Here is a 21,996-nt window from a genome sequence, read left to right as displayed (position 1 = left end):
ACGCTTCAATAGGTAGTACAACGCAGAGCAGCATGAGCGATTGATGAATCGCTTATGCTGGCTGTGGCTTTTGTTTTTCCTGCAGTTGTTCGTATTTCGCCTGCAACTGCTCAGGCGTTTCACGCCATTCAGGATTGAAGGGAATGCAACTGACCGGGCAAACCTGCTGACATTGCGGCTCCGTGTAATGGCCCACGCACTCGGTACATTTATGCGGGTCAATCTCATAAATTTCCGGCCCCATGTAAATGGCGTCATTAGGGCATTCGGGTTCGCAGACATCACAATTGATGCAATCGTCTGTAATCATCAGGGCCATGTTGTCACTTCACTTTCATGTACTACTTGAATGTACTTCAGTACTTGCTTTAAGACTTGCTCTCGGCCAGCAATGCGACCTTCTTCTTCAGCCAGCGATCAACTGAAGGGAACACAAATTTTGATACATCACCACCGAACATGGCAATCTCACGGACTATGGTACCTGAAATAAATTGATACTGATCAGATGGGGTCAGGAACAGGGTTTCTACATCAGGCAGCAGATAACGGTTCATGCCTGCCATCTGGAATTCATATTCAAAGTCAGACACGGCGCGCAAACCACGCACGATGACGCGTGCATCATTCTTGCGCACAAAGTCTTTCAGCAAGCCAGAGAAACTCTCTACCTTCACGTTCGGATAATGTCCTAATACTTCATTGGCAATTTCCAGGCGTTCATCCAGGGAGAAAAATGGATTCTTGCTTTTGCTATCCGCCACACCCACCACCAAAGTATCAAAAAGACCGGATGCGCGACGCACCAGATCTTCATGACCGCGTGTCAGCGGATCAAATGTTCCCGGATAAACGGCTGTGACCATCTTCACTCCCTTTTTTCGCAATCTGCATAAGGATATGCACCAAGTTGAGCAGGCATTATGCCTGATTTTCGTGCGCCTCATGCGGCAAAATGTTGCGTTGCAGTATATGGAAGTACACACTACCGGCTTTATCTGCGCGGATAACTTGCCATCCGCTTAATAATTTAGCTAATTTTTCATCTGTCGCTGCATCGCCAGAAGATACCTCTAGCGAAAATTCTGATTCGACATAAATACAGCCTTTAGCGCTCAATAATGGTGCGCAGGCTGGCAGGATGCGTTCCAGCCAATCCTGCTCAAAAGGAGGGTCAAGAAAGATCACATCCATTTTCTGAGCCTGGTTTGCCATGCTCTCGACTGCCTTGAGTGCATCTGCCCTCAGCAATTTGCATTGGCTGGCTTGCAATTTATCGCGGACTTGTTCCAGTTGCCTGTAAGCTGGCGTATGCGCCTCGACCATAATGACTTGCGCTGCACCACGGCTGGCGGCTTCAAAACCCAGCGCGCCACTGCCAGCGAACAGGTCCAGGCAATGTACGCCGGTCCAGTTATTGTGCAGCAAGTGATTGAGCCAGTTGAACAGGGTTTCCCTGACGCGGTCTGGCGTAGGGCGCAAACCCTCGGCATCGACCACGCTGAGCAGGCTGCGCTTCCACACGCCGCCTATGATGCGGACTTGATGGTGCTGACGTTTTACCGGTGCTGCTTTTGCAGCCGTGTTTTTTGTTTTTTTATTACTATTTGTTTTCATTGCATGCTTGCTACGGCTAAATCTGTTTATCTTGCGCTGTCTGTTAAAATGGCAGCATTCTAATATCAGGGCTGGCTATATGCCGCCCGCACTCCCAAATATCCCGATGTTTAGTTTTTTCAAAAAGAAGCCCAAAGAAGAGGCACCGGCTGTTGTGGCTGAGCCGGCACCCGTTATTACGGCGCCAGCCAGTCCTGCACCTGTTATTGCTACACCTGCCATTGCCACCACTGTTACCGCTCCTGTGCCCGTGGCTGAAGTCAAGCCAGCATTGGCAGAGCTTGCTCCCGCTGAAGATCCTGAACCTGAGCAAAAACGCTCATGGCTAAGCCGCCTGAAAGCCGGTCTGGCCAAAACTTCCTCGAATCTTACCACCCTCTTCATCGGTGCCCGCATTGATGATGATTTGTATGAAGAACTCGAAGCTGCCCTGCTGACCTCGGATGCCGGTGTCGAAGCTACCCAGTTCCTGCTGGATGGCTTGAAGAAAAAGGTCAAGGAAGAAAAGCTGACTGATGCCGAACAAGTCAAAGCCGCCCTCAAAGTCTTGTTGCTGGAAATGCTAACGCCTTTGCAAAAGCCTCTGGAACTGGGCCGTTATCAACCCCTGGTCATGATGATCACTGGCGTCAATGGTGCGGGCAAAACCACGACCATAGGCAAGCTGGCCAAGCATATGCAAACCCACCAGCAATCGGTTTTGCTGGCTGCGGGCGATACCTTCCGCGCAGCAGCACGTGAGCAGTTAACCATCTGGGGCGAGCGCAATAATGTCACGGTGATCTCGCAAGAATCCGGCGATCCGGCGGCAGTCGCGTTTGATGCAGTAGCATCTGCCCGTGCTCGTGGCACTGATGTAGTCATGGTAGATACGGCTGGCCGCCTGCCTACCCAGTTGCATCTGATGGAAGAATTGAAGAAGATCAAACGTGTTATCGCCAAAGGCATGGATGGCGCGCCGCAAGAAGTCTTGCTCATCATCGACGGCAATACTGGCCAGAATGCACTGGCCCAGGTCAAGGCCTTTGACGATGCCCTGCAACTGACTGGCCTGGTCATCACCAAGCTCGATGGTACTGCCAAAGGTGGCGTGCTGGCAGCAATCGCCAAGAACCGCCCTGTGCCTGTGTATTTCATCGGTATAGGCGAGCAGATTGAAGATTTGCAACCATTTAACGCCCAGGAATTTGTTGACGCCCTGCTCAGTTAATTGCACAAAAAAAGGCCAAACGCGATCATGATTGAATTTGAACACGTCAGCAAACAGTATTCGCAAGATGTTTATGCACTCAAGGATGTTTCATTATCAATTGCTGCCGGTGAACTGATTTTCCTGGCTGGCCCGTCTGGTGCCGGTAAATCTACCTTGTTGAAGATGATTGCAGGTATAGAAAAACCGACCGCAGGTCATGTCAAGGTTAATGGTCAGGACATAGGCAAACTCAAAACCAGCAGCCTGCCTTATCTGCGCCGCAAGCTGGGCCTGATTTTGCAAGACCAGAAATTACTGACTGACCGCCATGTACTGGCGAATGTCATGCTGCCCATCATCGTTACCGGCGCTTCCCATGCTGAAGCCGAGACCCGTGCCCGCATTGCGCTGGAAAAGGTTGGCCTGCCAGACAAGGCTTATTCCCTGCCGCTGGCACTATCTGGTGGTGAGCAGCAGCGGGTGGCGATTGCCCGTGCCATCGTCAACCGTCCACAGATTATTCTGGCGGATGAACCTACCGCCTTTCTGGATCGTGACAATGCCAACAAGGTGCTGGGTGCACTGAAGGCTTTCCAGAGCGCCGGTGTGACCTGCATTATCTCCAGCCATGATGAACAATTTCTCGATCAGGCCAGCCGCGTGATTTACCTGAGCCAGGGCCAGGTAGTCAGCACCTGGAAATCCTCGCTGGCCGCCTGATCCTGCAGTACAGAATAACAAGGAAGAATTCATGACCAACTGGTTTCGTCAACACTTGTTCGCCATCAAGAGCGCGCTCGGCCATTTGCGTGGCAGCCCAGGCAATTTTCTGTTCAATGTGCTGGTCGTGGCGATCGCGCTGGCCTTGCCCATCGCTGGCCTGACTTTGCTGGAAAATATACGTCCCATTTCTTCGCAATTATCAATAGAACCTGAAATCAGCATCTTCGTCAGCCCGGACACGCCAAGGGCAACTGCCACAGCCTTGTCGATACCGCTGAAAAAATTGCTGAAAGAGAAAAACATCACGGCCAACCTGAACTTCGTCCCCAAGGACAAGGCCCTGGCCAGCCTCGAGCAATCATCCAACCTGGCAGAAGTCTTATCTACCCTCGGCGGCAATCCACTGCCTGACGCCTATGTCTTGTCCATGTCGAATAGTGATGCGGGCAAGATAGAGGCACTGGTCGAAGAAATCAAGCAAATGCAGGATGTCGATGTCGTGCAACTCGATTCTGCCTGGGTCAAACGCCTGGCAGCACTGGTGCAAATCATGCAGCTTGGTTTGTTGTTCCTGGCTGCCACTCTGGGTGTGGTGGTGGTAGTCGTGGTATTTAATGCCACCCGCCTGCAAGTGATTTCGCACAGGGCAGAAATTGCCGTATCGCGCCTGCTGGGGGCGACCAATAGTTTCATCCACAAGCCTTATTACTATACCGGTGCCTTGCTGGGCTTGCTGGCAGGTGGCCTCGCACTGGGCCTGATCGCGGCGTCCCTGCAACCCTTGAACAAGGCAATTGCAGAATTTGCTAAATTATATGCATCGGAATTTCACCTTGCTCCGTTGGGTATCGTACAGAGCGCCATACTACTGGCTGTTAGCATGTTGCTTGGGCTGGTTGGTGTTTTTCTGTCGGTAAGAAGGCAATTGGCGCGCGCAAGCTGAGTTCTTCGCGCTATTTGCTCAATTTTGCTCAATAAGCGCACAATAAATCTGTTCTTGCTTCGTCTTCATAGTGCTGACTGCTTGCTGGTAATCGACGATCTCTGGTAATCGCTAGTGTTCTCTATTAGTCGCTAGTGATCGCGCACCATTGCAGCAGTCTGCGCATCGTGATTTTTGCAACAGGCTTTTACAATTTGCAGCGAATTGATTGCAACTTTCCACCCAGGCATCTATCTAAGCACTATACATGTTGTAAATGAATGCTTGTTTTTCAATAGATTTATTTGATGAACTTCATAGAATCTGAGTATTAGCACTCTTCTCAAGAGAGTGCTAATATAGGAGCTTGAAAGTGCCAAAAGGAGTAATTGATACTCTTAAGGCAGCAATAAGGAGGAAAAATGGCAACTACATCGACACAATTGATCCCTGCAACAGACAGCACAGCGCTGGCTCTAGGTTTTAGTGGCACGCTGGGTAATATTGATGCCTATATTTCTGCAGTCAATCGTCTGCCTATGCTCACGCATCAGGAAGAGATAGACTTTGCGAACAAATTACGTAATGACAATGATCTGGCTGCTGCGCAGCAACTGGTTATGTCACATTTGCGCCTGGTCGTCTCCATCGCCCGCGGTTACCTCGGCTATGGCTTGCCGCATGCTGACCTGATCCAGGAAGGCAATATCGGCCTGATGAAAGCCGTTAAACGCTTTGACCCTGACCAGGGCGTACGTCTGGTGTCCTATGCCATGCACTGGATCAAGGCTGAAATGCACGAGTACATTTTGAAAAACTGGCGCCTGGTCAAAGTAGCAACGACCAAAGCCCAGCGCAAACTGTTCTTTAACCTGCGCAGCCATAAAGAAGGTCTGGACGCGATGACACCAAAGCAAATTGATGCCCTGGCATCAACGCTGGATGTCAAACGCGAAGAAGTCATCGAAATGGAAATGCGTTTGTCCGGCCATGATATTGCTCTGGATGCACCGACGGATGATGACGATGAAAAATTCGCTCCTATCGCTTATCTGAAGACTGAATCCGACGAGCCTACCCGTGTTCTGGAAACGCGCCAGTATGACCGTCTGCAAAGCGAAGGCCTGGAATCTGCATTATCCAAGCTGGATGCACGCTCACGCCACATCATAGAATCACGCTGGTTGAAAAATGATGATGGTACAGGCTCTACCCTGCACGAGCTGGCTGATGAATACGGTGTATCTGCCGAACGCATACGCCAGATCGAAAGCGCAGCCCTGAAGAAAATGAAGGGCAGTCTCAGCAGTTTTGCATAATCAAAATAGGCTGTAGCTGTCCAGTCCTAAAATAGGTTGACAGTTAAAATTGTAAAAAAGACGCCCGATGCACCGCATTGGGCGTTTTGTATTGGAGGGCTAAATGAGGCCTCTCGTTGTTGTAAATATCAATAGATTGCCTGACCATCTGTCGTGCTTCCTCCAGGTTCTTTGGCGTCGAGAGCAAGAATTCATTCTTTAGAATCCCATTAATACGTTCAGCCAGGGCATTCTGGTAACAATCGTACCCATCTGTCATCGAGCAAGTGATGTTGTGCTTTTGATGAATTTGCTGGTAATAGCTGGAACAATATTGAATTCCACGATCAGAATGATGGATCAAAGCTGACTGGCTTTTTCTGCTCTTGAGCGCTGCTTTGAAGGCACAACTGACCTCTTCCGTTTGCAAGCTTGCATGGACATGGTATCCAACGATTTTTCTGGAATGCACATCCGTGACTAAACTCAGATAAACGAATTTCTCTTTGGTAGGGATATAGGTAATATCTGCCACCCAGACTTGCTCTGCCCTCGAAGCGATGACTTGTTGCGGCCCAGCCTTGAGTAAATTGGGATGCTTATGAAAGCGATGGTGGCTGTGTGTCGTCTTGTGATACGCCCGCCTGCATGGTACCAGTAATCGCCTTTCCCTAAGTAATGCGAATAAACGATCTCTTCCTAGCTTAATGCCACGCTCTCTCATCTTTGCTTGAAGCAGGTGCTGCAATTTGCGTGTGCCTATCCGTGGCTGTCGCAAGCGCTTTTCTTTCACCAGATCAATCACTTGCGCATGCTGGTCGCGCCGCTCTTGCTCGCTATGAAGCTGCTTATAGTACGCTTGACGGGTGATTTGGAAATAATGGCAAGCCCTGCTGATGCTTAATCCCGGGATTTGACCTTGTTCGAGGACTTGCCTGAAGGCTTTTTTGGGACAGCAAGCCCATAATCATTCTTGATCACATTCACGATCGCTTCAAACAATTGTGCCTTCTCATTGGCATGCTTGAGTTGAACTTCCAATTCTTTAATCCGCTGTTCTGGCGTTTGTGGCAATGGGGTCTTTGGCATCATGCTTCCTTCTCTTGGTCTGGAACCATGATTATGCCAATCTTGTTGCCCGTGCTTGCGTAACCACACTAAAACTGTTGATCTCCCCTGTATCCCGTACCGGCGCTGAGCTTCTACATAGGTCATCTCGCCTTTTTCTACTTGCTCTACTACTGATAATTTAAAAGTCAGCGTGTAATCTCGCTGACTCCTGCGTATCCCTGTGTCCATCTCACTTTCCTTTCAGGCTCTAGAAAAGTGTCAACTTTAATCAGGACGGGTCAAGCAAAAGAAAAAGGCACTCGCAAGAGTGCCTTTTGTTTTATCCAGCGGTTTTGTGACCGTTTTTGTGGCCGAGTGCGGGACTATTCGCGGTCGGGTTCGCGGCCAATTTCGCCGCTCATTTCGTGACCTGAGTGCCGCCTGCTTTGTATTCTCTGCGGCTTTACTTCAGAAGGATTTTCAAATCATGGGCAACAGGTTCTGCTCCCTGTCCATGGCGCAAGAATAAACGGATGCGCCCCTGAGGATCAAATACATAACTGCCTGCCGTATGGTCCATGGTATAGCTGCCGGGTGTTTTGCCTTCTACCTTTTGATAAAACACTTTGAATTCTTTGGCAACTTTGGCCGTTGCGGCAGCATCGCCATACAAACCCAGGAAGCGCTTATCAAAATTGGGCACATAGTTGGCCAGCAAAGCCTGGGTATCGCGTTCAGGGTCCAGGGTCACAAACAAGACTTGCACCTTGTCGGCATCCGGGCCCAGTAATTTCATGACACTCGCCATTTCTGCCATGGTGGTCGGGCAGACATCCGGGCATTGGGTATAGCCAAAGAAGATGACTACCGCCTTGCCCTTGAAATCTGCCAGGGTGCGCGGCTTGCCATTGTGATCTGTCAGGGCAAAGTCTTTGGCGTAATCAAGGCCGGTCAGATCGGTGTTATTGAATTTTTCCTGGGCCGGGGCGCAAGCAAGCAGGCTCAGAGCCATCAGCATGCTGGCCAGGTGCTTCAGAATTTTCATAGCTTGATATAGTGATCAATCAACAAGGCTGCAAACAGCAGGGACAGGTAGATAATGGAATAGGCAAAAGTCTTGCGTGCCAGTACATCATCATAGTGCTTGTAAATGCGCCATGCATACCACAGGAAGATCAGGCCCAGAATAATCGCGCTGACCAGATAAATCAGGCCGCTCATGTGCACCGCATAGGGCAGCATGGTGGTGGCAAACAGCGCTATCGTATACAGCCAGATGTGGAAGCGGGTAAATTCCAGGCCATGGGTAATCGGCAACATCGGCAGGCCGGAACGCGCGTAATCATCGCGCCTGTACATGGCCAACGCCCAAAAATGCGGTGGCGTCCAGACAAAGATGATCAATACCAGCAACCAGGCCTGCATGGGCACATCGTTTGCCACAGCTGCCCAGCCCAGCGCCGGTGGCATGGCACCTGACAAACCACCGATGACGATGTTCTGCGGTGTTGCCGGTTTCAGGATGATGGTGTAAATGACAGCATAGCCAACAAAGGTAGCAAAAGTCAGCCACATGGTCAGGGGATTGACCATAGTATACAAAACCCACATGCCCATGCCACCGATGACACCAGAGAACACCAGGGTTTGCGGCACAGTGATTTCACCCTGGGCTGTGGCGCGGCGTGCAGTTCTTGCCATGCGAGAATCAATTTCTTTTTCCACCAGGCAATTTACGGCAAAAGCCGCACCAGCCAGCAGCCAGATACCGACGGTGGCGGCAACAACCACGCGCCAGTCCGGCAAGTCTGGCGTAGCCAGGAACATGCCGATCACGGCGCAAAATACGGCGAGCTGGGTCACACGTGGCTTGGTCAAAGCCCAGTACTGAGCCAGTCGGTTGGAAGGCAAACTTAAAGTGGTCATGGTCTATCTTTGGCAGCGGCAAGGCTCACATGCCTTATGCGGTAGTTTAACATGGTCAGCAAAAGCACGAGCATGGCGGCCATCCCATTATGCAAAACTGCCAGCAACAAGGGCCAGGAAAAAAAGACGGTAGAAATGCCGATGATGAATTGGGCAACAATCGCGAGCAAGATGTGGCGGCTCAGTTTTTCCAGCCCGGCAATCTTGCGTGCTCTCAGTGCAGCCCACAGGCAGACTGCCACCACCAGCAAAGCAAAGTTCCTGTGCACCCAGTGTATGGCAACCAGGGCATTAAAAGGCAGGTAATCACCATTCCTCGTGAGACCGAGCTGACGCCAGAGGCTGAAACCATGTTCAAAATCCATCGCTGGTATCACCTGGCCATTGCACATGGGATAATCCTGGCAAGCCAGAGCAGCATAGTTAGTGCTCACCCAACCACCCAGGCTGATTTGCACAAACACCAGCAATAAAGCCAGAGTGGCTGGCCATAACATGCGCTTGCCATCAGCGGCGGCAATGCTGCGGCCCGCCAGCGAGCTGCTTTGCTGTTCGAGGCTGGCACTGAGAAGGGCGAGCAAGCCCATACCCAAAATGAGGTGAGTAGTCACTATGACGGGTTGCAGCTTCAGAGTAACGGTCCAGGCACCGAAAGCGCCTTGCAGACAAACAAAGAACAAGAGAAAAGTCGCCAGCCAGGGGCTGCTTGCAAGCTGCCGGCGGCGCACCCAGGCGATAATCATCTGCACGATAATCAGTATGCCCACACTCATGGCCAGATAGCGGTGCACCATTTCTATCCAGGCTTTTTGCAAAGTCACGGGGCCAGTGGGCATGGCAATTTCTGCCGCCTTGATCGCAGCATGGGATTGCAAGGGATTGGACTGTCCATAGCAACCCGGCCAGTCCGGGCAACCCAGGCCAGAATCTGTCAGGCGGGTGAATGCACCAAACATGATAAGTTCAAAAGTCAGGGTGACGGTCACCGCAATGAGCTTGCGATATTTATTCTTTTCCCTGGACATGAACACCATCGCCGCCGGTATTACCGCGACCATCAGTGCTGTCAATGCAATCTGCAACCACATGATTATTGTTTAACCTATTGTTTAACCTATCGCTGACGCACGCAATAATTTGCTGAGGTCTTTTTTAATCTTGTTGGCATCTGCATTTTTTTGATAGCGCATCATCAGATTGCCTAGCGGATCGATCAGGTAAATATGGTCGCTGATCTGGGTGTCACTTTCAGTCGGCAACCAGGCCTTCAGGGCGGCAGCATCGACCTTCAGCATGCGGGCACCGTCATGCTGGCGTATCAGCATGGTATCGATGGGAGCATCGTCGGTGATCAGCCAGACGCGTTCTATCCTGTCCATTTCCTTGCCCTGGGCGGTACGCAACTGGCGGATGTCATACATTCTCTTCTGGCAAGCCTCAGCGCAGGCACCGCTATCTACCTGCAGCATCAGCCACTTGCCTTTATAGGCTTCCAGCCCAATCACGGGATCAGTCGCCGCAGCGCCCAGCAGATGCCCGGCCAGTTTGGGCATGGGGTAGTTGCGTGGGTCAAGAATGGTGCCGTAATTGGTGCGGCCTTCAGGTTTGATGACATAGTAGGCCAGATAGGAGAAAACCATGGGGGCAGCACAGACTGCCAGCACCATCAATAATTTCCAGCGACCACGCGACTTTTGCTTTTCAGTTTTTTCCACGACGAAATCCAGTAACAACAAAAAATAAGAAAGCCATCAGAGCCAGCGCATACCATTGAAAGGCATAGCCCCTGTGCTTGCCAGCACCTGCCGAAGGCATCGGCCATTCACGCGAGAGGCCATCGTTTTCCAAGGAAGTTTGTTCCAGCACAAAGGGATAAAAATCCCAGCGCGTCTGTTTTGCCAATGCTTCCACATCGATATTTTGCAAGAGGCTGCCCGGTTTGACCACTTCGGCCTGGCCGAGTTGCATTACCCGCTCCAGCCTGTCCCTGAGCATGCCTTCCAGCACGACCTGGCCACCTGCGGCAGGAATATCCGGCATATGCATACGGTCACGTGCATCGCGCGGGTGCCAGCCACGGGCGATCAAGACATATTTGCTGCTATCGGCCAGCTTGAAAGGCATCAACACATACAAACCAGCTTTTCCCTGCAGTGGGCGGTTATCTAAATACAAGGGCCATTCGCGTATGAATTGTCCACTGACTTGCAGCTTGCGAAACGCCTGCAACTGTCCGGGCGGCGTTTGCGCATTCAGCATCAGTGCAGGCAAATGCTGGCGCTCGGCCATTTGCGCTGCCAGCGTTTCTTTTTCTTCTGCCCTGCGCGTCTGCCATTGCGCCAAAGCGATGCCCAGGCTGGCCAGCAGCAGGCAGGCAATAAACGGGATCAGGCGGAAACGGAAGGAAATAGGCATTCAGGTATTAAGGCATTACAATGCAAGAGTCGATCAATCAAAAGCACCAACAATAACCGAGTATGAAAATTCTTGTCGCCATCGCTTTTTTCCTTATCCTGTTCAGCCTGGGGTCTGCCCTGGTTTATCTGATGAAGGACAAGGGGAAAAGCAATCGCACGGTCAAGGCACTGGCATTTCGGGTAGGTTTTTCTATCACGCTGTTTTTGCTGATCCTGCTGGCCAATCATTTTGGCCTGATACAACCTACCGGTATCAGGTAAATCCAGCCAGAATTTTAGTGACGGACTGGTTTCAGTACCGTCAGCTATTCAGACAATTCCATATATGTAAAAAAGCCGCACTAACTGTGCGGCTTTTTTTACGCTATTTTTTGCTGCTAAAGCTTGCTTACAGCCAGTAAACAACAACGTACAGACCCAGCCAGACCACATCAACAAAGTGCCAGTACCAGGCAGCACCTTCAAAGGCGAAGTGGTGCTCAGGTGTGAAATGGCCTTTCATGACACGATACAAGACCACCGACAACATGATCGCACCCATGGTCACATGGAAACCGTGGAAACCGGTCAGCATGAAGAAAGTGGAACCATAGATACCGGAAGTCAGTTTCAGGTTCAGTTCGCTATACGCATGCATGTACTCGTAAGCCTGGAAGCCCATGAACACAGCACCCAGCAAGACTGTGGCAAACAACCAGATGGCTGTCTTGGCGCGATGCCCTTCACGCAAGGCATGGTGAGCAATCGTCAATGTCACGCCGGAAGTCAGCAACAAGGCTGTATTGATCGTAGGGATAGGGAAAGGACCCATGGTCTTGAAGGCTTCAACTGTGCCAGCCGGGCCTACATTACCCCAGTTCGCAGCAAAATCAGGCCACAGGACTTTGTGATCAAAATCAGCAAGCCATGGCATTGAGATAGTACGTGCATAGAACAATGCGCCAAAGAAGGCTGCAAAGAACATCACTTCAGAGAAGATGAACCAGCTCATGCTCCAGCGGAAGGAGACATCGATACGGGCGCTGTATTTACCACCCTCAGATTCAGCAATCGCATCACCAAACCATTTATACAAGACCACCAGTGTCAGGATAATACCGGCAAAGTTCAGGTAAGAACCCCAGGCCAGACCATTAACCCAGGCAGAAGCACCTATCATGGTCAGCAATAAGGTGGTGCCACCCAGTACTGGCCATTTGGATGGGCCAGGCACAAAATAGTATGGCGCATTAGCGTGTTGAGAACTCATTTCCATCTCCCGATGCAATTTAATGTACTACTTGAATTGTTATTTTGCGACTACATGTCTGACTATCATGATCAGCACTGAAATAAAGATCAGCGCACCTATGATGCCGGCAATAATCACGTGAACAGGATTCAACTGCGCTGCATCCTGCTCATAATCAGTTTTCTTGCGTATTCCCAAAAACGACCAGAATACGGCTTTCATCGTTGCCAAAAACGAAGCCTTGCGCTTGCTTGCGTCTTTTAAATCTGTCATGACTTGCCCTGTCCCTCGCCAGATGCAGCAGATGTAGCAGTTGCGGCCTGTGGCTTGACGCCTACTTCAAAGAAAGTATAAGACAAGGTAATCGTCTTCACATCTTTAGGCAAGGCCGGGTCCAGATAAAACACTACCGGCATTTGCCTTGCTTCATTTGGCCCCAGAGTCTGCTGCTTGAAACAAAAGCATTCCATCTTTTTGAAGTAATTGCCAGCCTGTTGTGGTGCGTAGCTTGGTATCGCCTGCGCATCCATTTTGTAAGACTGCTTGTTGACTACTTCATAAACGATTTGTGTCATTTCACCGGGGTGCACTTTCATGCTCGCCACGGTAGGACGAAAACGCCACGGGCCTTGCGTATTTGCATCAAACTCCACCGTCACTTCACGGCTTCTGTCGATCTGGGAATTGGATATTTCTTTGACCGAGATATCCTTGGGCGTCAGAATATTTACACCCGTCAATTCACAAATCTGTTTGTAGATGGGTACCAAAGCATAACCAAATCCAAACATCATCAAGGCAATTACCAGCAACTTGCTGAGCATTTTCGCATTCAGCTTGTTCTTGCCAGCAACACCGGATTCTTCTTGCGACATGAAGCTATCCTATCAGCGTAACCAGGTTTGCTTGATGAAGACACCGGCAAAGAACACCAGCGCCACAGAAAACAAAATGATGGCAGTTCGCAAGTTATTCGGTTTTTTTCGATTACTCATTTTTTGTCTTGCTCCGGCAGAACCGGAGCAAGCCTCAGCCGCATTACATTATTTGAATTCTGGTGGTTCTTCAAAAGTATGGAAAGGCGCAGGGCTAGGCACTGTCCATTCCAGGCCTTCAGCACCATCCCATGGTTTCGCTGCTGCTGGAATGCCGCCTTTGATGGACGGGATCACAACTGCCAGGATGAAATATACCTGCATCAAACCGAAACCAAACGCACCGATAGTGGCAACCTGATTGAAATCAGTAAATTGCGCAGGGTAGTCGGCATAACGACGTGGCATACCGGCCAGACCCAGGAAGTGCATAGGGAAGAAGGTCACGTTGAACAAAATCAGCGAACCCCAGAAGTGGATTTTGCCGCGTGTTTCGTTGTACATGAAACCTGTCCATTTTGGACCCCAGTAGTAGTAACCGGCGAACAAGGCAAACAGGGAACCAGCCACCAACACATAGTGGAAGTGGGCAACCACGTAGTAAGTATCTTGCAACTGGATATCAATCGGTGTCACCGCCAGGATCAGGCCAGTAAAGCCACCCATGGTGAACACGAAGATGAAGCCGACGGCAAACAACATAGGCGTCTCGAAAGTCATCGAGCCTTTCCACATCGTCGCAACCCAGTTAAACACTTTCACGCCGGTAGGTACCGAGATCAACATGGTGGCATACATGAAGAACAACTGTGCCGTCACTGGCATACCGGTTGTAAACATGTGATGCGCCCAGACGATGAAGGACAGGATCGCGATGGATGCTGTTGCATACACCATCGATGCATAACCAAACAAAGGCTTGCGGGCAAATGCAGGAACGATCTGGGAAACGATACCGAAGGCTGGCAAAATCATGATGTACACCTCTGGATGTCCGAAGAACCAGAAAATGTGTTGGTACATGACAGGGTCGCCGCCGCCAGCTGCATTAAAGAAGGATGTACCAAAATGACGGTCAGTCAGTGTCATCGTGATCGCACCGGCCAGAACTGGCATAACAGCGATCAGCAGGTAAGCAGTAATCAACCATGTCCAGCAAAACATCGGCATCTTCATCAATGTCATGCCAGGAGCGCGCATGTTCAGGATGGTGGTGATGATGTTGATGGAACCCATGATGGAAGACGCACCCATGATGTGGACAGCGAAAATCGCCATGTCCATGCCTGGGCCCATTTGTGTGGACAATGGTGCATACAGTGTCCAGCCAGCAGCAGTTGCGCCACCAGGTGCCAGGAAGGAACCCATCAGCAACAAGGCTGCAGGAGGCATGAGCCAGAACGAGAAGTTGTTCATACGGGCAAATGCCATATCGGACGCGCCGATTTGCAGAGGGATCATCCAGTTAGCGAAACCAACGAAAGCTGGCATGATCGCGCCGAAAACCATGACCAGACCATGCATGGTGGTCAACTGGTTAAAGAATTCCGGTTGCATGAGTTGCAGGCCAGGCTGGAATAATTCACTGCGGATACCGAGGGCCATGACGCCACCGGCCAGCAACATCGTGAAAGCGAACCACAGATACAGGCTACCGATATCTTTATGGTTGGTTGCAAACAACCAGCGCTGCCAACCATGAGGATGGTCATGCGCGTGGTCGTGAGAGTGATCGTGAGCGTGATCAGCTGTAGTAGTGCTCATCTTTTCTCCTGTTCTTCCTGTTATTACTTACGCGCAGCCAAAACTTCAGCTGGTTGGACGATGTTTTCAGCAGCCTTGTTAGACCAGTTATTGCGTGTGTAAGTGATTACCGCAGCAATTTCTGTATCAGACAAAGTAGCCTTCCAGGCTGGCATGCCACCCTTACCATTCAGCAAAATACCGATTTGAGCTGCTTTAGGACCAGTCACGACAGCGGAACCATCCAGTGCAGGGAAAGCACCTGGTACACCCTTGCCGGTAGCCTGATGGCAAGCCACACAGTTTGCTGCATAGACTTTTTCGCCACGTTGTTTCAGCTCATCCACAGTCCAGACCTTGCTTGGGTCGTCTGCCTTGGCAGCCATTTCTTTTTTCTTGGTATCTACCCATTTTTTGTAGTCATCGTCAGAAACGACATTGACAACGATAGGCATGAAAGCATGTTCTTTACCGCACAGCTCTACGCACTGACCACGGTAAGTACCGATTTTTTCAGCCTTGAACCAGGTATCACGGACAAAACCAGGAATCGCATCCTGTTTCACGCCAAAGGCAGGAATAGTCCAGGCATGGATAACGTCATTTGCAGTGGTAATAATGCGGACTTTTTTGTTGACCGGAACCACGACTTCATTATCGACTTCGATGAGGTAATTGTCGCCGCGTTTTTCTGTTGGTTCTACGCCAGGCGCACCAACCTGGGTACGGGGAGTAGCCAGTGTCGAGAGGAAGGAAATGCCTTCGCCTTCACCCTTCAGGTAGTCATAGCCCCATTTCCATTGCATTCCAGTAGCTTTAATGGTGATGTCGGCGTTCGAGGTGTCTTTCATTGCAACAACAGTTTTTGTTGCTGGCAAAGCCATGCCGATAACGATAATGAAAGGCACGATAGTCCACAGTATTTCTACTGTTGTACTTTCATGGAAAGTGGCAGGTTTATGGCCAACAGACTTGCGGTGCATTACGATGGAGTAAAACATCACCCCGAAAACCGCCACAAAAATGGCCAGGCAGATATACAGCATCAGGTTATGGATGTCGTAAATATCTTGGGCAATTCTTGTAACTGGTTGCTGCAGGTTTAACTGCTTGACTGCCGGACCGCCCTTCATATCCACTACTGGACCATTGACCACCGCCCACGTTGGCAGACTAGCAGCCAAGAGCGAGGCACCCAGCATGAACGACTTTAATCGCTTAGCATGTTTCATGAATTTCCCCAAAACCCGATTAGAATTCTTTTAACAGAGCGCCAGGGACACAAATTCAAAATATTTTCAAATGCGTACCGGCAACTTCCACAACTGCGAGAGTATAAGGCGTAAAGCAGGGTGATATCAAGCAGAATACATGAGCGCCATCTATGATTTCGCTCAAATGTAACAACGATTTATCAAGAAATTTTACAGTTTTTCTTGATTTATTGATCTGGATTAAGTTGGTTTTTTAGGCAAGTCAAAACGGACTATGGATTCACCGGCAGCAGTTTTGCGGTTCACCGGACGGAAAGCATGGCCGTATACCACTTCCAGCGTCAGGGCTATGCGTCCATCGGCATCTTTGCGCTTGTCCAGCGCCGCCAGCAAGCGCGCATGGGCTTTGCGGCCCAGCAAGGCTTGCCTGCGCGTCATCAACGGGTTGCCACCAAGCGCACGCACATCCTCCAATAATTTATTGGCACTGCCATAGGTCAGCGTGATTTTTTCCATATCCATGACTGGCGTGGAAAACCCCGCATTTACCAGCATATCGCCAAAATCATGCATGTCAACAAAGGGGAGTACGTGTGGCAAATCGTCCACTTCGGCAAAGGCCTGGCGCAATTCCATCAGGGTATCCGGGCCAAAGCAGGAAAACATCAGCAAGCCATCCGTGCGCAAGACCCTGCGCCATTCGGCGAACACCAAGTCAGGCTGGGGATGCCAGTGCAACGCCAGATTCGACCAGATCAGATCCACGCTGGTATTTGCCATAGGCAGGCGGGCAAAGTCTGCGCACAGCAAATACTGACTGGCCTCCTGGCGCAAAGCCGCAGGCGTCCATTTTGATAACAGACGTCCGACAGCGCTCTTGGCTGCCAGATGCTTGTCCCTGCCGGCCTCCAGCATGGACAAAGATGCATCAACACCATACGCCAGGGCCGCAGGATAGTTTTTTTGTAATTCAGCGATATCATCTGACTCGCCACAACCGGCATCCAGCAAGGCTGCGGGCTGGATTTTGACCAGCTCCAGTTTTTCACGCATGCGCGTGGCTATTTCGCGACGCAAAAAGTCGGAAGGGCGGATTTTTGTCGCATCGGCAAACAGGCGGCGCACCAGTTGCAGATTGATAGGAGCACTCAACATAGGCAAAATGATAATGAATTACGTTTTTCTTCAAGCTGGCAGTTTACACGCTTGTATACTGATGTGCCCATGATCACTGACAAACTCAAAAGAAGCTGGCAAATGAGCTGGAAACTGAGGTGGCAAACTACCTGGAAAAAAGGCATCGCTGCCCTGATACCAAATTCCTGCGCCTTGTGCCACCTGGACAGCAGCGATGTGGTTTGCCGCGCATGCCATGCGCGCTATTTCCAGACCGGGCAGACCAGGTGCCTGCAATGTGCCCTGCCCCTGCCGCCCGCCAGTGCCAGTCCACGCTGTGGAGATTGTCTCAGCAATCCACCGGCTTTTGACAGGACATTAAGTGTCTGCGATTATGCCGCCCCTCAGGATCAGCTGGTACTGTCTTTGAAGTTCGCCCATCAACTGGCGCTGGCGCCCTGGTTCGCCCGCATGCTCAGGGATAGCATCATGCAACAGCAAGGCCATGAATTGCCGGATCTGCTGTGTGCCGTGCCGCTGGGTAAAGACAGGCTGGCGGAGCGCGGCTTCAACCAGGCCTGGGAAATTACCCGGCCGCTGGCGAAGCATCTGGGCATAGCGGCCAAAATGCATCTCCTGCAACGCAGCAGGAACACTGCGATGCAAAGCAGCTTGCCAAATGCTGCCAGGGCACGCAATGTCAAAAATGCCTTCTGTGTCGATGAAAGCCAGCAAGAAAGTTTGCGCGGCGCGCATGTGGGTATCGTTGATGATGTCATGACTACTGGCATGACCCTGCATGAAATCGCTACAATGCTGAAACGTTACGGTGCCGCCAAAGTGACAGCTTATGTTTTTGCCCGCACCCTTCCCCATATTCACTAAGGAATCACCTTGTTTCACGTCGTCCTGGTCGAACCAGAAATACCGCCAAATACTGGCAACATCATCCGCCTGTGCGCTAACACAGGCGTACAACTGCATTTGATAGAGCCACTGGGCTTCCCCCTGGACGATAGCAAGATGAAACGCGCCGGTCTTGATTATCATGATTATGCGACCATGAAAGTGCATAAGAACTGGGCAGCGTTTTGTGCCAGCGAGCAGCCCGACAGCAGCCGTATGTTTGCCATGACCACCCACGGCTCTACAGCTTTCGCCAATCTGGCCTTCCAGCCCGGTGACTATTTTGTATTTGGTGCAGAAACCCGTGGCCTGGCACCTGAATTGCGCGAGTCCTTTCCGGCCAGCCAGCGCATACGTCTGCCTATGCGACCAGATAACCGCAGCCTGAATTTATCCAACACGGTAGCAGTGGTGGTATATGAGGCCTGGCGTCAAAATGGTTTTGCAGGCGGCAGTTGATACTAGACCAGCACTATTATTGCTGCTTTACTACTCCATTAATGCTGCGTTATTGCCACATTATTGCCGCAGGTCAATTATCCAAATTACCACACTCATTTTGAAATTTACTGCATTTTCCATGGAATCCTTTAGCATGCTTACAGGAAAGCAGATTCCAGACAATGATAATTGGGCGCCCCAACCAGGGCATGGACCCAAGGCCAGGACAAGATCGTGCAAAATTCGGGAATTGAGCAATTTGAAGACAATCTTCAGCAACTGCGGCATTTGATTGATGCCCTGCCCGTCTGCATTTCTTATGTCGATGCCAATTACCATTATCAATTCATCAACCAGGTGTATATAGACTGGTTTGGCATACCCCGCTCTGCGGTCATTAACAAGCACATGGCAGAGGTCATAGGGGAAGAAGCTTTTCAACATGTACTCCCTCAGGTAAAGCTTGCGCTGTCAGGAGAAAGCGTCGCCTACGAAACCACCGTGCCCTATCTGCACGGTGGTGCCCGCAATATCTCAGCCCAAGTCTTTCCTGTATTTGACCATGATGGTAGGGTCAAGGGCTGCTATGCCATGATTATTGATATCAGCCAGCGCAAGCAAAGCGAAGAGCAATTGCACCTGCACGAAGAGCGCTGGCAACTGGCGCTGGAAGGTTCGGGTGATGGTGTCTGGGACTGGTATCCGCAAACCGGTATAGAGATATTGTCGGACCGTCTGCGTGAAATCTATGGCTATGAAAAAGATGAAATAGAAGATTTGTCTGAAGAACTGGACAGACGCACTCATCCTGACGACCTGAAACAAATGTACCTGGACAGGCAGGCTCACTTTGATGGCAAGACAGCGATTTATATCAATGAGCATCGCGTGCAATGCAAGGATGGCCGCTGGAAATGGATACTGACGCGCGGCACCGTCATACAGCGTGACAGCCAGGGCAGACCGACACGTATGGTCGGTACTCATACCGACATTTCTGAAAGAAAGCAGGCCGAAGTCGCGTTACGGGAAAGCGAGGAACGCCTGCGTATGGCTTTATCGGCCACGCATCAGGGTTTATATGATTTAAATGTACAAACCGGGGACGCCATCGTCAGCCCGGAATATGCCTTGATGCTGGGCCATGCACATGAGGGTTTCCAGGAAAATAAAAAGAACTGGGCCGCCCGCGTGCATCCCGAAGACTTCCCCCTCGCAGCGCGTGCTTTCAGGGAACATCTGGAAGGCAAGAGCGATGAATATCGCGTCGAATTCCGACAAAAGAAAGCCAGCGGCGAATGGGCATGGATATTGTCCGTCGGTGCCGTCGTGGAATGGAACAGGGATGGCCGGGCACAGCGCATGCTGGGCACGGTGCTTGATATCACCGAAAAGAAAAAAACCGAGGCCCTGATCTGGCAGCAGGCAAATATCGATACGCTGACTGGCCTGCCGAACCGGCGCATGTTTTATGACAGGCTGGACCACGACATCAAGCTCAGCAAGCGCCATGAACTGCCGCTGGCCGTGCTGTTCATTGACCTGGATTTTTTCAAGGAGGTCAACGATACCTTGGGCCATGCGACAGGTGACGCCCTGCTGATAGAAGCGGCTCACCGCCTGCGCCATTGCGTCAGGGAGAGTGATACCGTGGCCCGCCTCGGTGGTGATGAATTCACCGTTTCACTACCGGAGATGCATGAGCAAAACCGCGCCGAGACAATAGCGCAAAACATCATACGCAGCATGTCCACCCCCTTCCAGCTGGCGGGTGAAGAAATCTATTTGTCTGCCAGCGTGGGCATCACCATTTACCCGCGCGATGCCGACAATCTGGATGACCTCATCAAGCATGCTGATCAGGCCATGTATGCTGCCAAGGCCCAGGGCCGCAATCGCTTCAGCTATTTCACACCCGGCCTGCAGACTGCGGCGCTGGCACGTTTGCGCATGACCAATGATTTGCGTGCCGCGATTGCCGATGGCAGCCTGCGTGTTTATTTCCAGCCCATCGTCGATATCCATAGCGGGAAAATACAAAAGGCTGAAGCCCTGGTGCGCTGGCCGCATGCACAGCAAGGCTTCATCAGCCCTATGGAATTCATTCCCATCGCAGAAACCAGCGGCCTGATCATTGCTATCGGTGACCTGGTATTCCGCGAGGCGCTGCGCTGGGTCAAGAAGTGGCGCGAGCTGTATCACCCCGACTTCCAGATCAGCATCAACCAATCGCCGATGGAATTCCAGGGTGACCAGGAACGCTATATCAACTGGATACATGAGCTGGCGCTACAAAACCTGCCTGGTCAGGCAATCAGCGTAGAAATTACCGAAGGCTTATTGCTCGATGCCAGTCAGAAAATCACCAGCAAACTCTTGCAGTTCCGCGATGCCGGGATACAGGTCGCGCTGGATGATTTTGGTACCGGCTACTCTTCACTGTCCTACTTGAAAAAATTCGATATCGACTACCTCAAGATAGACCAGTCCTTCATCCGTAACCTGGCAACAGATGCCAGTGATATTGCCTTGTCTGAAGCCATCATCATGATGGCGCACAAGCTGGACTTGAAGGTCATCGCCGAAGGGGTGGAGACGCAACAGCAGCATGACTTGCTGAAACAGGCAGGCTGCGATTTTGCGCAAGGCTATCTGTTCTCGAAACCCGTACCGCCAGAAGAATTTGAGCTTTTGCTCCAGCAACAAAAAACTTAAGCGCCCGAGCGCACTTTGGCCAGCAATTTACTGGTCGAACGGTCATGCTCAAAATCGATGGCTGCCACTGTACCACCATAGGCCAGCACAGCCTGACCTTCAGGTATGGCTGTCATATCATAATCGCCACCTTTGACATACACATCAGGATGCGCTGCCAGCACTGCCTGCAATGCGGTATCTTCATCAAATTCCACCACCAGGCTGACAGACTCCAGCGCTGCCAGCACCGCCATGCGGTCTGCACAGGTATTGACGGGCCGGTCATCGCCCTTACCCAGTCGCTTGACCGAGGCATCGGTATTCACCGCCACCACCAGCGAAGCACCAAATTCGCGTGCATCAGCGAGATAGCTGACGTGACCGCGGTGCAGGATATCGAATACGCCGTTGGTCATGACCACGGGTTTGGGTAGCTCGCGTACACGTTCCGCCAATTGCTCGCGGGTAGTGAGTTTTTTTTCGAATTCTGGCATGGAAATAGTTCAGTATTTTTTTGAAAAACCACTCACCACAGAGGCACGGGGAAAATCGTAATTTATTGTAGGTTGGGCTACGTTTCATCAGCCCAACACTCGGCGTATAAATAACGTATTCGTTTATCAAAGGC

General features: G+C 51.0%; 25 protein-coding genes. 8 read left to right on the top strand and 17 right to left on the bottom strand.

Going from position 1 to position 21,996, the window contains the following annotated elements; genetic code table 11:
• Positions 1–52: 52 nt before the first annotated feature.
• Genes ACO0LI_RS06585 through rsmD form a run of 3 tightly spaced genes read right to left on the bottom strand, consistent with a single transcriptional unit; the run spans position 53 to position 1,617 of the window.
• Positions 53–319 carry a YfhL family 4Fe-4S dicluster ferredoxin gene (locus tag ACO0LI_RS06585; RefSeq protein ID WP_422950260.1) on the bottom strand — a complete coding sequence of 89 codons (267 nt, stop codon included), beginning with the start codon at positions 317–319 and terminating at the stop codon, positions 53–55.
• 49 nt (positions 320–368) lie between these two features.
• On the bottom strand, positions 369–866 hold the full coding sequence (gene coaD / locus ACO0LI_RS06580; protein ID WP_422950259.1) for a pantetheine-phosphate adenylyltransferase: 498 nt from the start codon (positions 864–866) through the stop codon (positions 369–371).
• A 55-nt stretch (positions 867–921) separates the two neighbouring features.
• Positions 922–1,617 (bottom strand): 16S rRNA (guanine(966)-N(2))-methyltransferase RsmD, encoded by a 696-nt coding sequence (gene rsmD, locus ACO0LI_RS06575; RefSeq protein WP_423031783.1) that lies wholly within the window; start codon positions 1,615–1,617, stop codon positions 922–924.
• 106 nt (positions 1,618–1,723) lie between these two features.
• Between rsmD and ftsY the strand changes: the two genes are divergently transcribed.
• The 4 genes from ftsY (at position 1,724) to rpoH (ending at position 5,773) form a co-directional block, all read left to right on the top strand.
• A complete protein-coding gene (gene ftsY / locus ACO0LI_RS06570) occupies positions 1,724–2,827 on the top strand; it encodes a signal recognition particle-docking protein FtsY (RefSeq protein WP_423031945.1) in 1,104 nt (367 codons plus the stop codon).
• Between the two features lie 27 nt (positions 2,828–2,854).
• Positions 2,855–3,529 carry a cell division ATP-binding protein FtsE gene (locus ACO0LI_RS06565; protein ID WP_423031781.1) on the top strand — a complete coding sequence of 225 codons (675 nt, stop codon included), beginning with the start codon at positions 2,855–2,857 and terminating at the stop codon, positions 3,527–3,529.
• Positions 3,530–3,560: 31 nt separating this feature from the next.
• Entirely contained in the window at positions 3,561–4,475 is a 915-nt protein-coding gene (locus ACO0LI_RS06560) for a cell division protein FtsX (RefSeq protein ID WP_423031779.1), read from the top strand.
• Positions 4,476–4,876: 401 nt separating this feature from the next.
• Positions 4,877–5,773, top strand: a complete 897-nt coding sequence (gene rpoH, locus ACO0LI_RS06555; RefSeq protein ID WP_422950255.1) for an RNA polymerase sigma factor RpoH — start codon at positions 4,877–4,879, stop codon at positions 5,771–5,773.
• 43 nt (positions 5,774–5,816) lie between these two features.
• Here the strand turns inward: rpoH and ACO0LI_RS06550 are convergent.
• From ACO0LI_RS06550 to ACO0LI_RS06525, 6 genes are all read right to left on the bottom strand, one after another.
• Positions 5,817–7,051 (bottom strand): IS3 family transposase gene (locus ACO0LI_RS06550; RefSeq protein ID WP_423031777.1). Its coding sequence is split into 2 segments (ribosomal slippage): positions 5,817–6,703 and positions 6,703–7,051, totalling 1,236 coding nucleotides; the frame shifts between segments, so codons are not numbered across the junction.
• A 214-nt stretch (positions 7,052–7,265) separates the two neighbouring features.
• Positions 7,266–7,847 carry an SCO family protein gene (locus ACO0LI_RS06545; RefSeq protein WP_422950254.1) on the bottom strand — a complete coding sequence of 194 codons (582 nt, stop codon included), beginning with the start codon at positions 7,845–7,847 and terminating at the stop codon, positions 7,266–7,268.
• Positions 7,844–8,728, bottom strand: coding sequence for a heme o synthase (cyoE, locus tag ACO0LI_RS06540; protein WP_422950253.1), 885 nt, complete (start codon positions 8,726–8,728; stop codon positions 7,844–7,846). Before cyoE ends, ACO0LI_RS06545 begins: the two co-directional genes overlap by 4 nt.
• Positions 8,725–9,816: a COX15/CtaA family protein gene (locus tag ACO0LI_RS06535; protein ID WP_423031775.1), complete on the bottom strand. Its 1,092-nt coding sequence runs from the start codon at positions 9,814–9,816 to the stop codon at positions 8,725–8,727. Before ACO0LI_RS06535 ends, cyoE begins: the two co-directional genes overlap by 4 nt.
• A gap of 21 nt (positions 9,817–9,837) precedes the next feature.
• Complete coding sequence (locus ACO0LI_RS06530; RefSeq protein ID WP_422950357.1) at positions 9,838–10,395, bottom strand: SCO family protein; 558 nt, start codon at positions 10,393–10,395, stop codon at positions 9,838–9,840.
• 34 nt (positions 10,396–10,429) lie between these two features.
• Positions 10,430–11,143 (bottom strand): SURF1 family protein, encoded by a 714-nt coding sequence (locus ACO0LI_RS06525; protein ID WP_422950251.1) that lies wholly within the window; start codon positions 11,141–11,143, stop codon positions 10,430–10,432.
• Positions 11,144–11,205: 62 nt separating this feature from the next.
• Between ACO0LI_RS06525 and ACO0LI_RS06520 the strand changes: the two genes are divergently transcribed.
• Entirely contained in the window at positions 11,206–11,406 is a 201-nt protein-coding gene (locus tag ACO0LI_RS06520) for a twin transmembrane helix small protein (protein ID WP_110256438.1), read from the top strand.
• Between the two features lie 127 nt (positions 11,407–11,533).
• Here ACO0LI_RS06520 and ACO0LI_RS06515 read toward each other — a convergent pair whose 3' ends face one another.
• The 7 genes from ACO0LI_RS06515 to ACO0LI_RS06485 all read right to left on the bottom strand — a co-directional run bounded on the left by ACO0LI_RS06515 (position 11,534) and on the right by ACO0LI_RS06485 (position 17,363).
• Entirely contained in the window at positions 11,534–12,394 is an 861-nt protein-coding gene (locus ACO0LI_RS06515) for a cytochrome c oxidase subunit 3 (RefSeq protein ID WP_423031773.1), read from the bottom strand.
• A 39-nt stretch (positions 12,395–12,433) separates the two neighbouring features.
• Positions 12,434–12,649: a DUF2970 domain-containing protein gene (locus tag ACO0LI_RS06510; RefSeq protein WP_422950249.1), complete on the bottom strand. Its 216-nt coding sequence runs from the start codon at positions 12,647–12,649 to the stop codon at positions 12,434–12,436.
• Positions 12,646–13,251: a cytochrome c oxidase assembly protein gene (locus ACO0LI_RS06505; protein ID WP_423031771.1), complete on the bottom strand. Its 606-nt coding sequence runs from the start codon at positions 13,249–13,251 to the stop codon at positions 12,646–12,648. The genes ACO0LI_RS06510 and ACO0LI_RS06505 overlap by 4 nt, the downstream gene beginning before the upstream one ends.
• A 12-nt stretch (positions 13,252–13,263) precedes the next feature.
• Entirely contained in the window at positions 13,264–13,371 is a 108-nt protein-coding gene (locus ACO0LI_RS06500) for a cytochrome oxidase small assembly protein (protein ID WP_232063105.1), read from the bottom strand.
• Between the two features lie 48 nt (positions 13,372–13,419).
• Entirely contained in the window at positions 13,420–15,015 is a 1,596-nt protein-coding gene (gene ctaD / locus ACO0LI_RS06495) for a cytochrome c oxidase subunit I (protein WP_422950247.1), read from the bottom strand.
• 23 nt (positions 15,016–15,038) lie between these two features.
• Entirely contained in the window at positions 15,039–16,226 is a 1,188-nt protein-coding gene (gene coxB / locus ACO0LI_RS06490; RefSeq protein ID WP_422950246.1) for a cytochrome c oxidase subunit II, read from the bottom strand.
• Positions 16,227–16,448: 222 nt separating this feature from the next.
• Complete coding sequence (locus ACO0LI_RS06485; protein ID WP_423031769.1) at positions 16,449–17,363, bottom strand: methyltransferase domain-containing protein; 915 nt, start codon at positions 17,361–17,363, stop codon at positions 16,449–16,451.
• Between the two features lie 102 nt (positions 17,364–17,465).
• On the opposite strand from ACO0LI_RS06485, the gene ACO0LI_RS06480 reads away from it, so the two are divergent.
• From ACO0LI_RS06480 to ACO0LI_RS06470, 3 genes are all read left to right on the top strand, one after another.
• Positions 17,466–18,209 carry a phosphoribosyltransferase family protein gene (locus ACO0LI_RS06480; RefSeq protein ID WP_423031767.1) on the top strand — a complete coding sequence of 248 codons (744 nt, stop codon included), beginning with the start codon at positions 17,466–17,468 and terminating at the stop codon, positions 18,207–18,209.
• A 9-nt stretch (positions 18,210–18,218) separates the two neighbouring features.
• A complete protein-coding gene (trmL, locus tag ACO0LI_RS06475; RefSeq protein ID WP_423031765.1) occupies positions 18,219–18,689 on the top strand; it encodes a tRNA (uridine(34)/cytosine(34)/5-carboxymethylaminomethyluridine(34)-2'-O)-methyltransferase TrmL in 471 nt (156 codons plus the stop codon).
• Between the two features lie 216 nt (positions 18,690–18,905).
• Complete coding sequence (locus tag ACO0LI_RS06470; RefSeq protein WP_423031763.1) at positions 18,906–21,386, top strand: sensor domain-containing protein; 2,481 nt, start codon at positions 18,906–18,908, stop codon at positions 21,384–21,386.
• Here ACO0LI_RS06470 and rfaE2 read toward each other — a convergent pair.
• Entirely contained in the window at positions 21,383–21,862 is a 480-nt protein-coding gene (rfaE2, locus tag ACO0LI_RS06465; protein WP_423031761.1) for a D-glycero-beta-D-manno-heptose 1-phosphate adenylyltransferase, read from the bottom strand. The two genes, ACO0LI_RS06470 and rfaE2, sit on opposite strands and share 4 nt — an antisense overlap.
• Between the last annotated feature and the right edge of the window lie 134 nt (positions 21,863–21,996).

It is taken from the genome of Undibacterium sp. Tian12W (assembly GCF_049339405.1).
Taxonomy (GTDB): Bacteria; Pseudomonadota; Gammaproteobacteria; order Burkholderiales; family Burkholderiaceae_D; genus Undibacterium.
The sequence above is the reverse complement of the archived record's forward strand: the minus strand, read 5'-3'. Positions and strand labels throughout refer to the sequence as shown.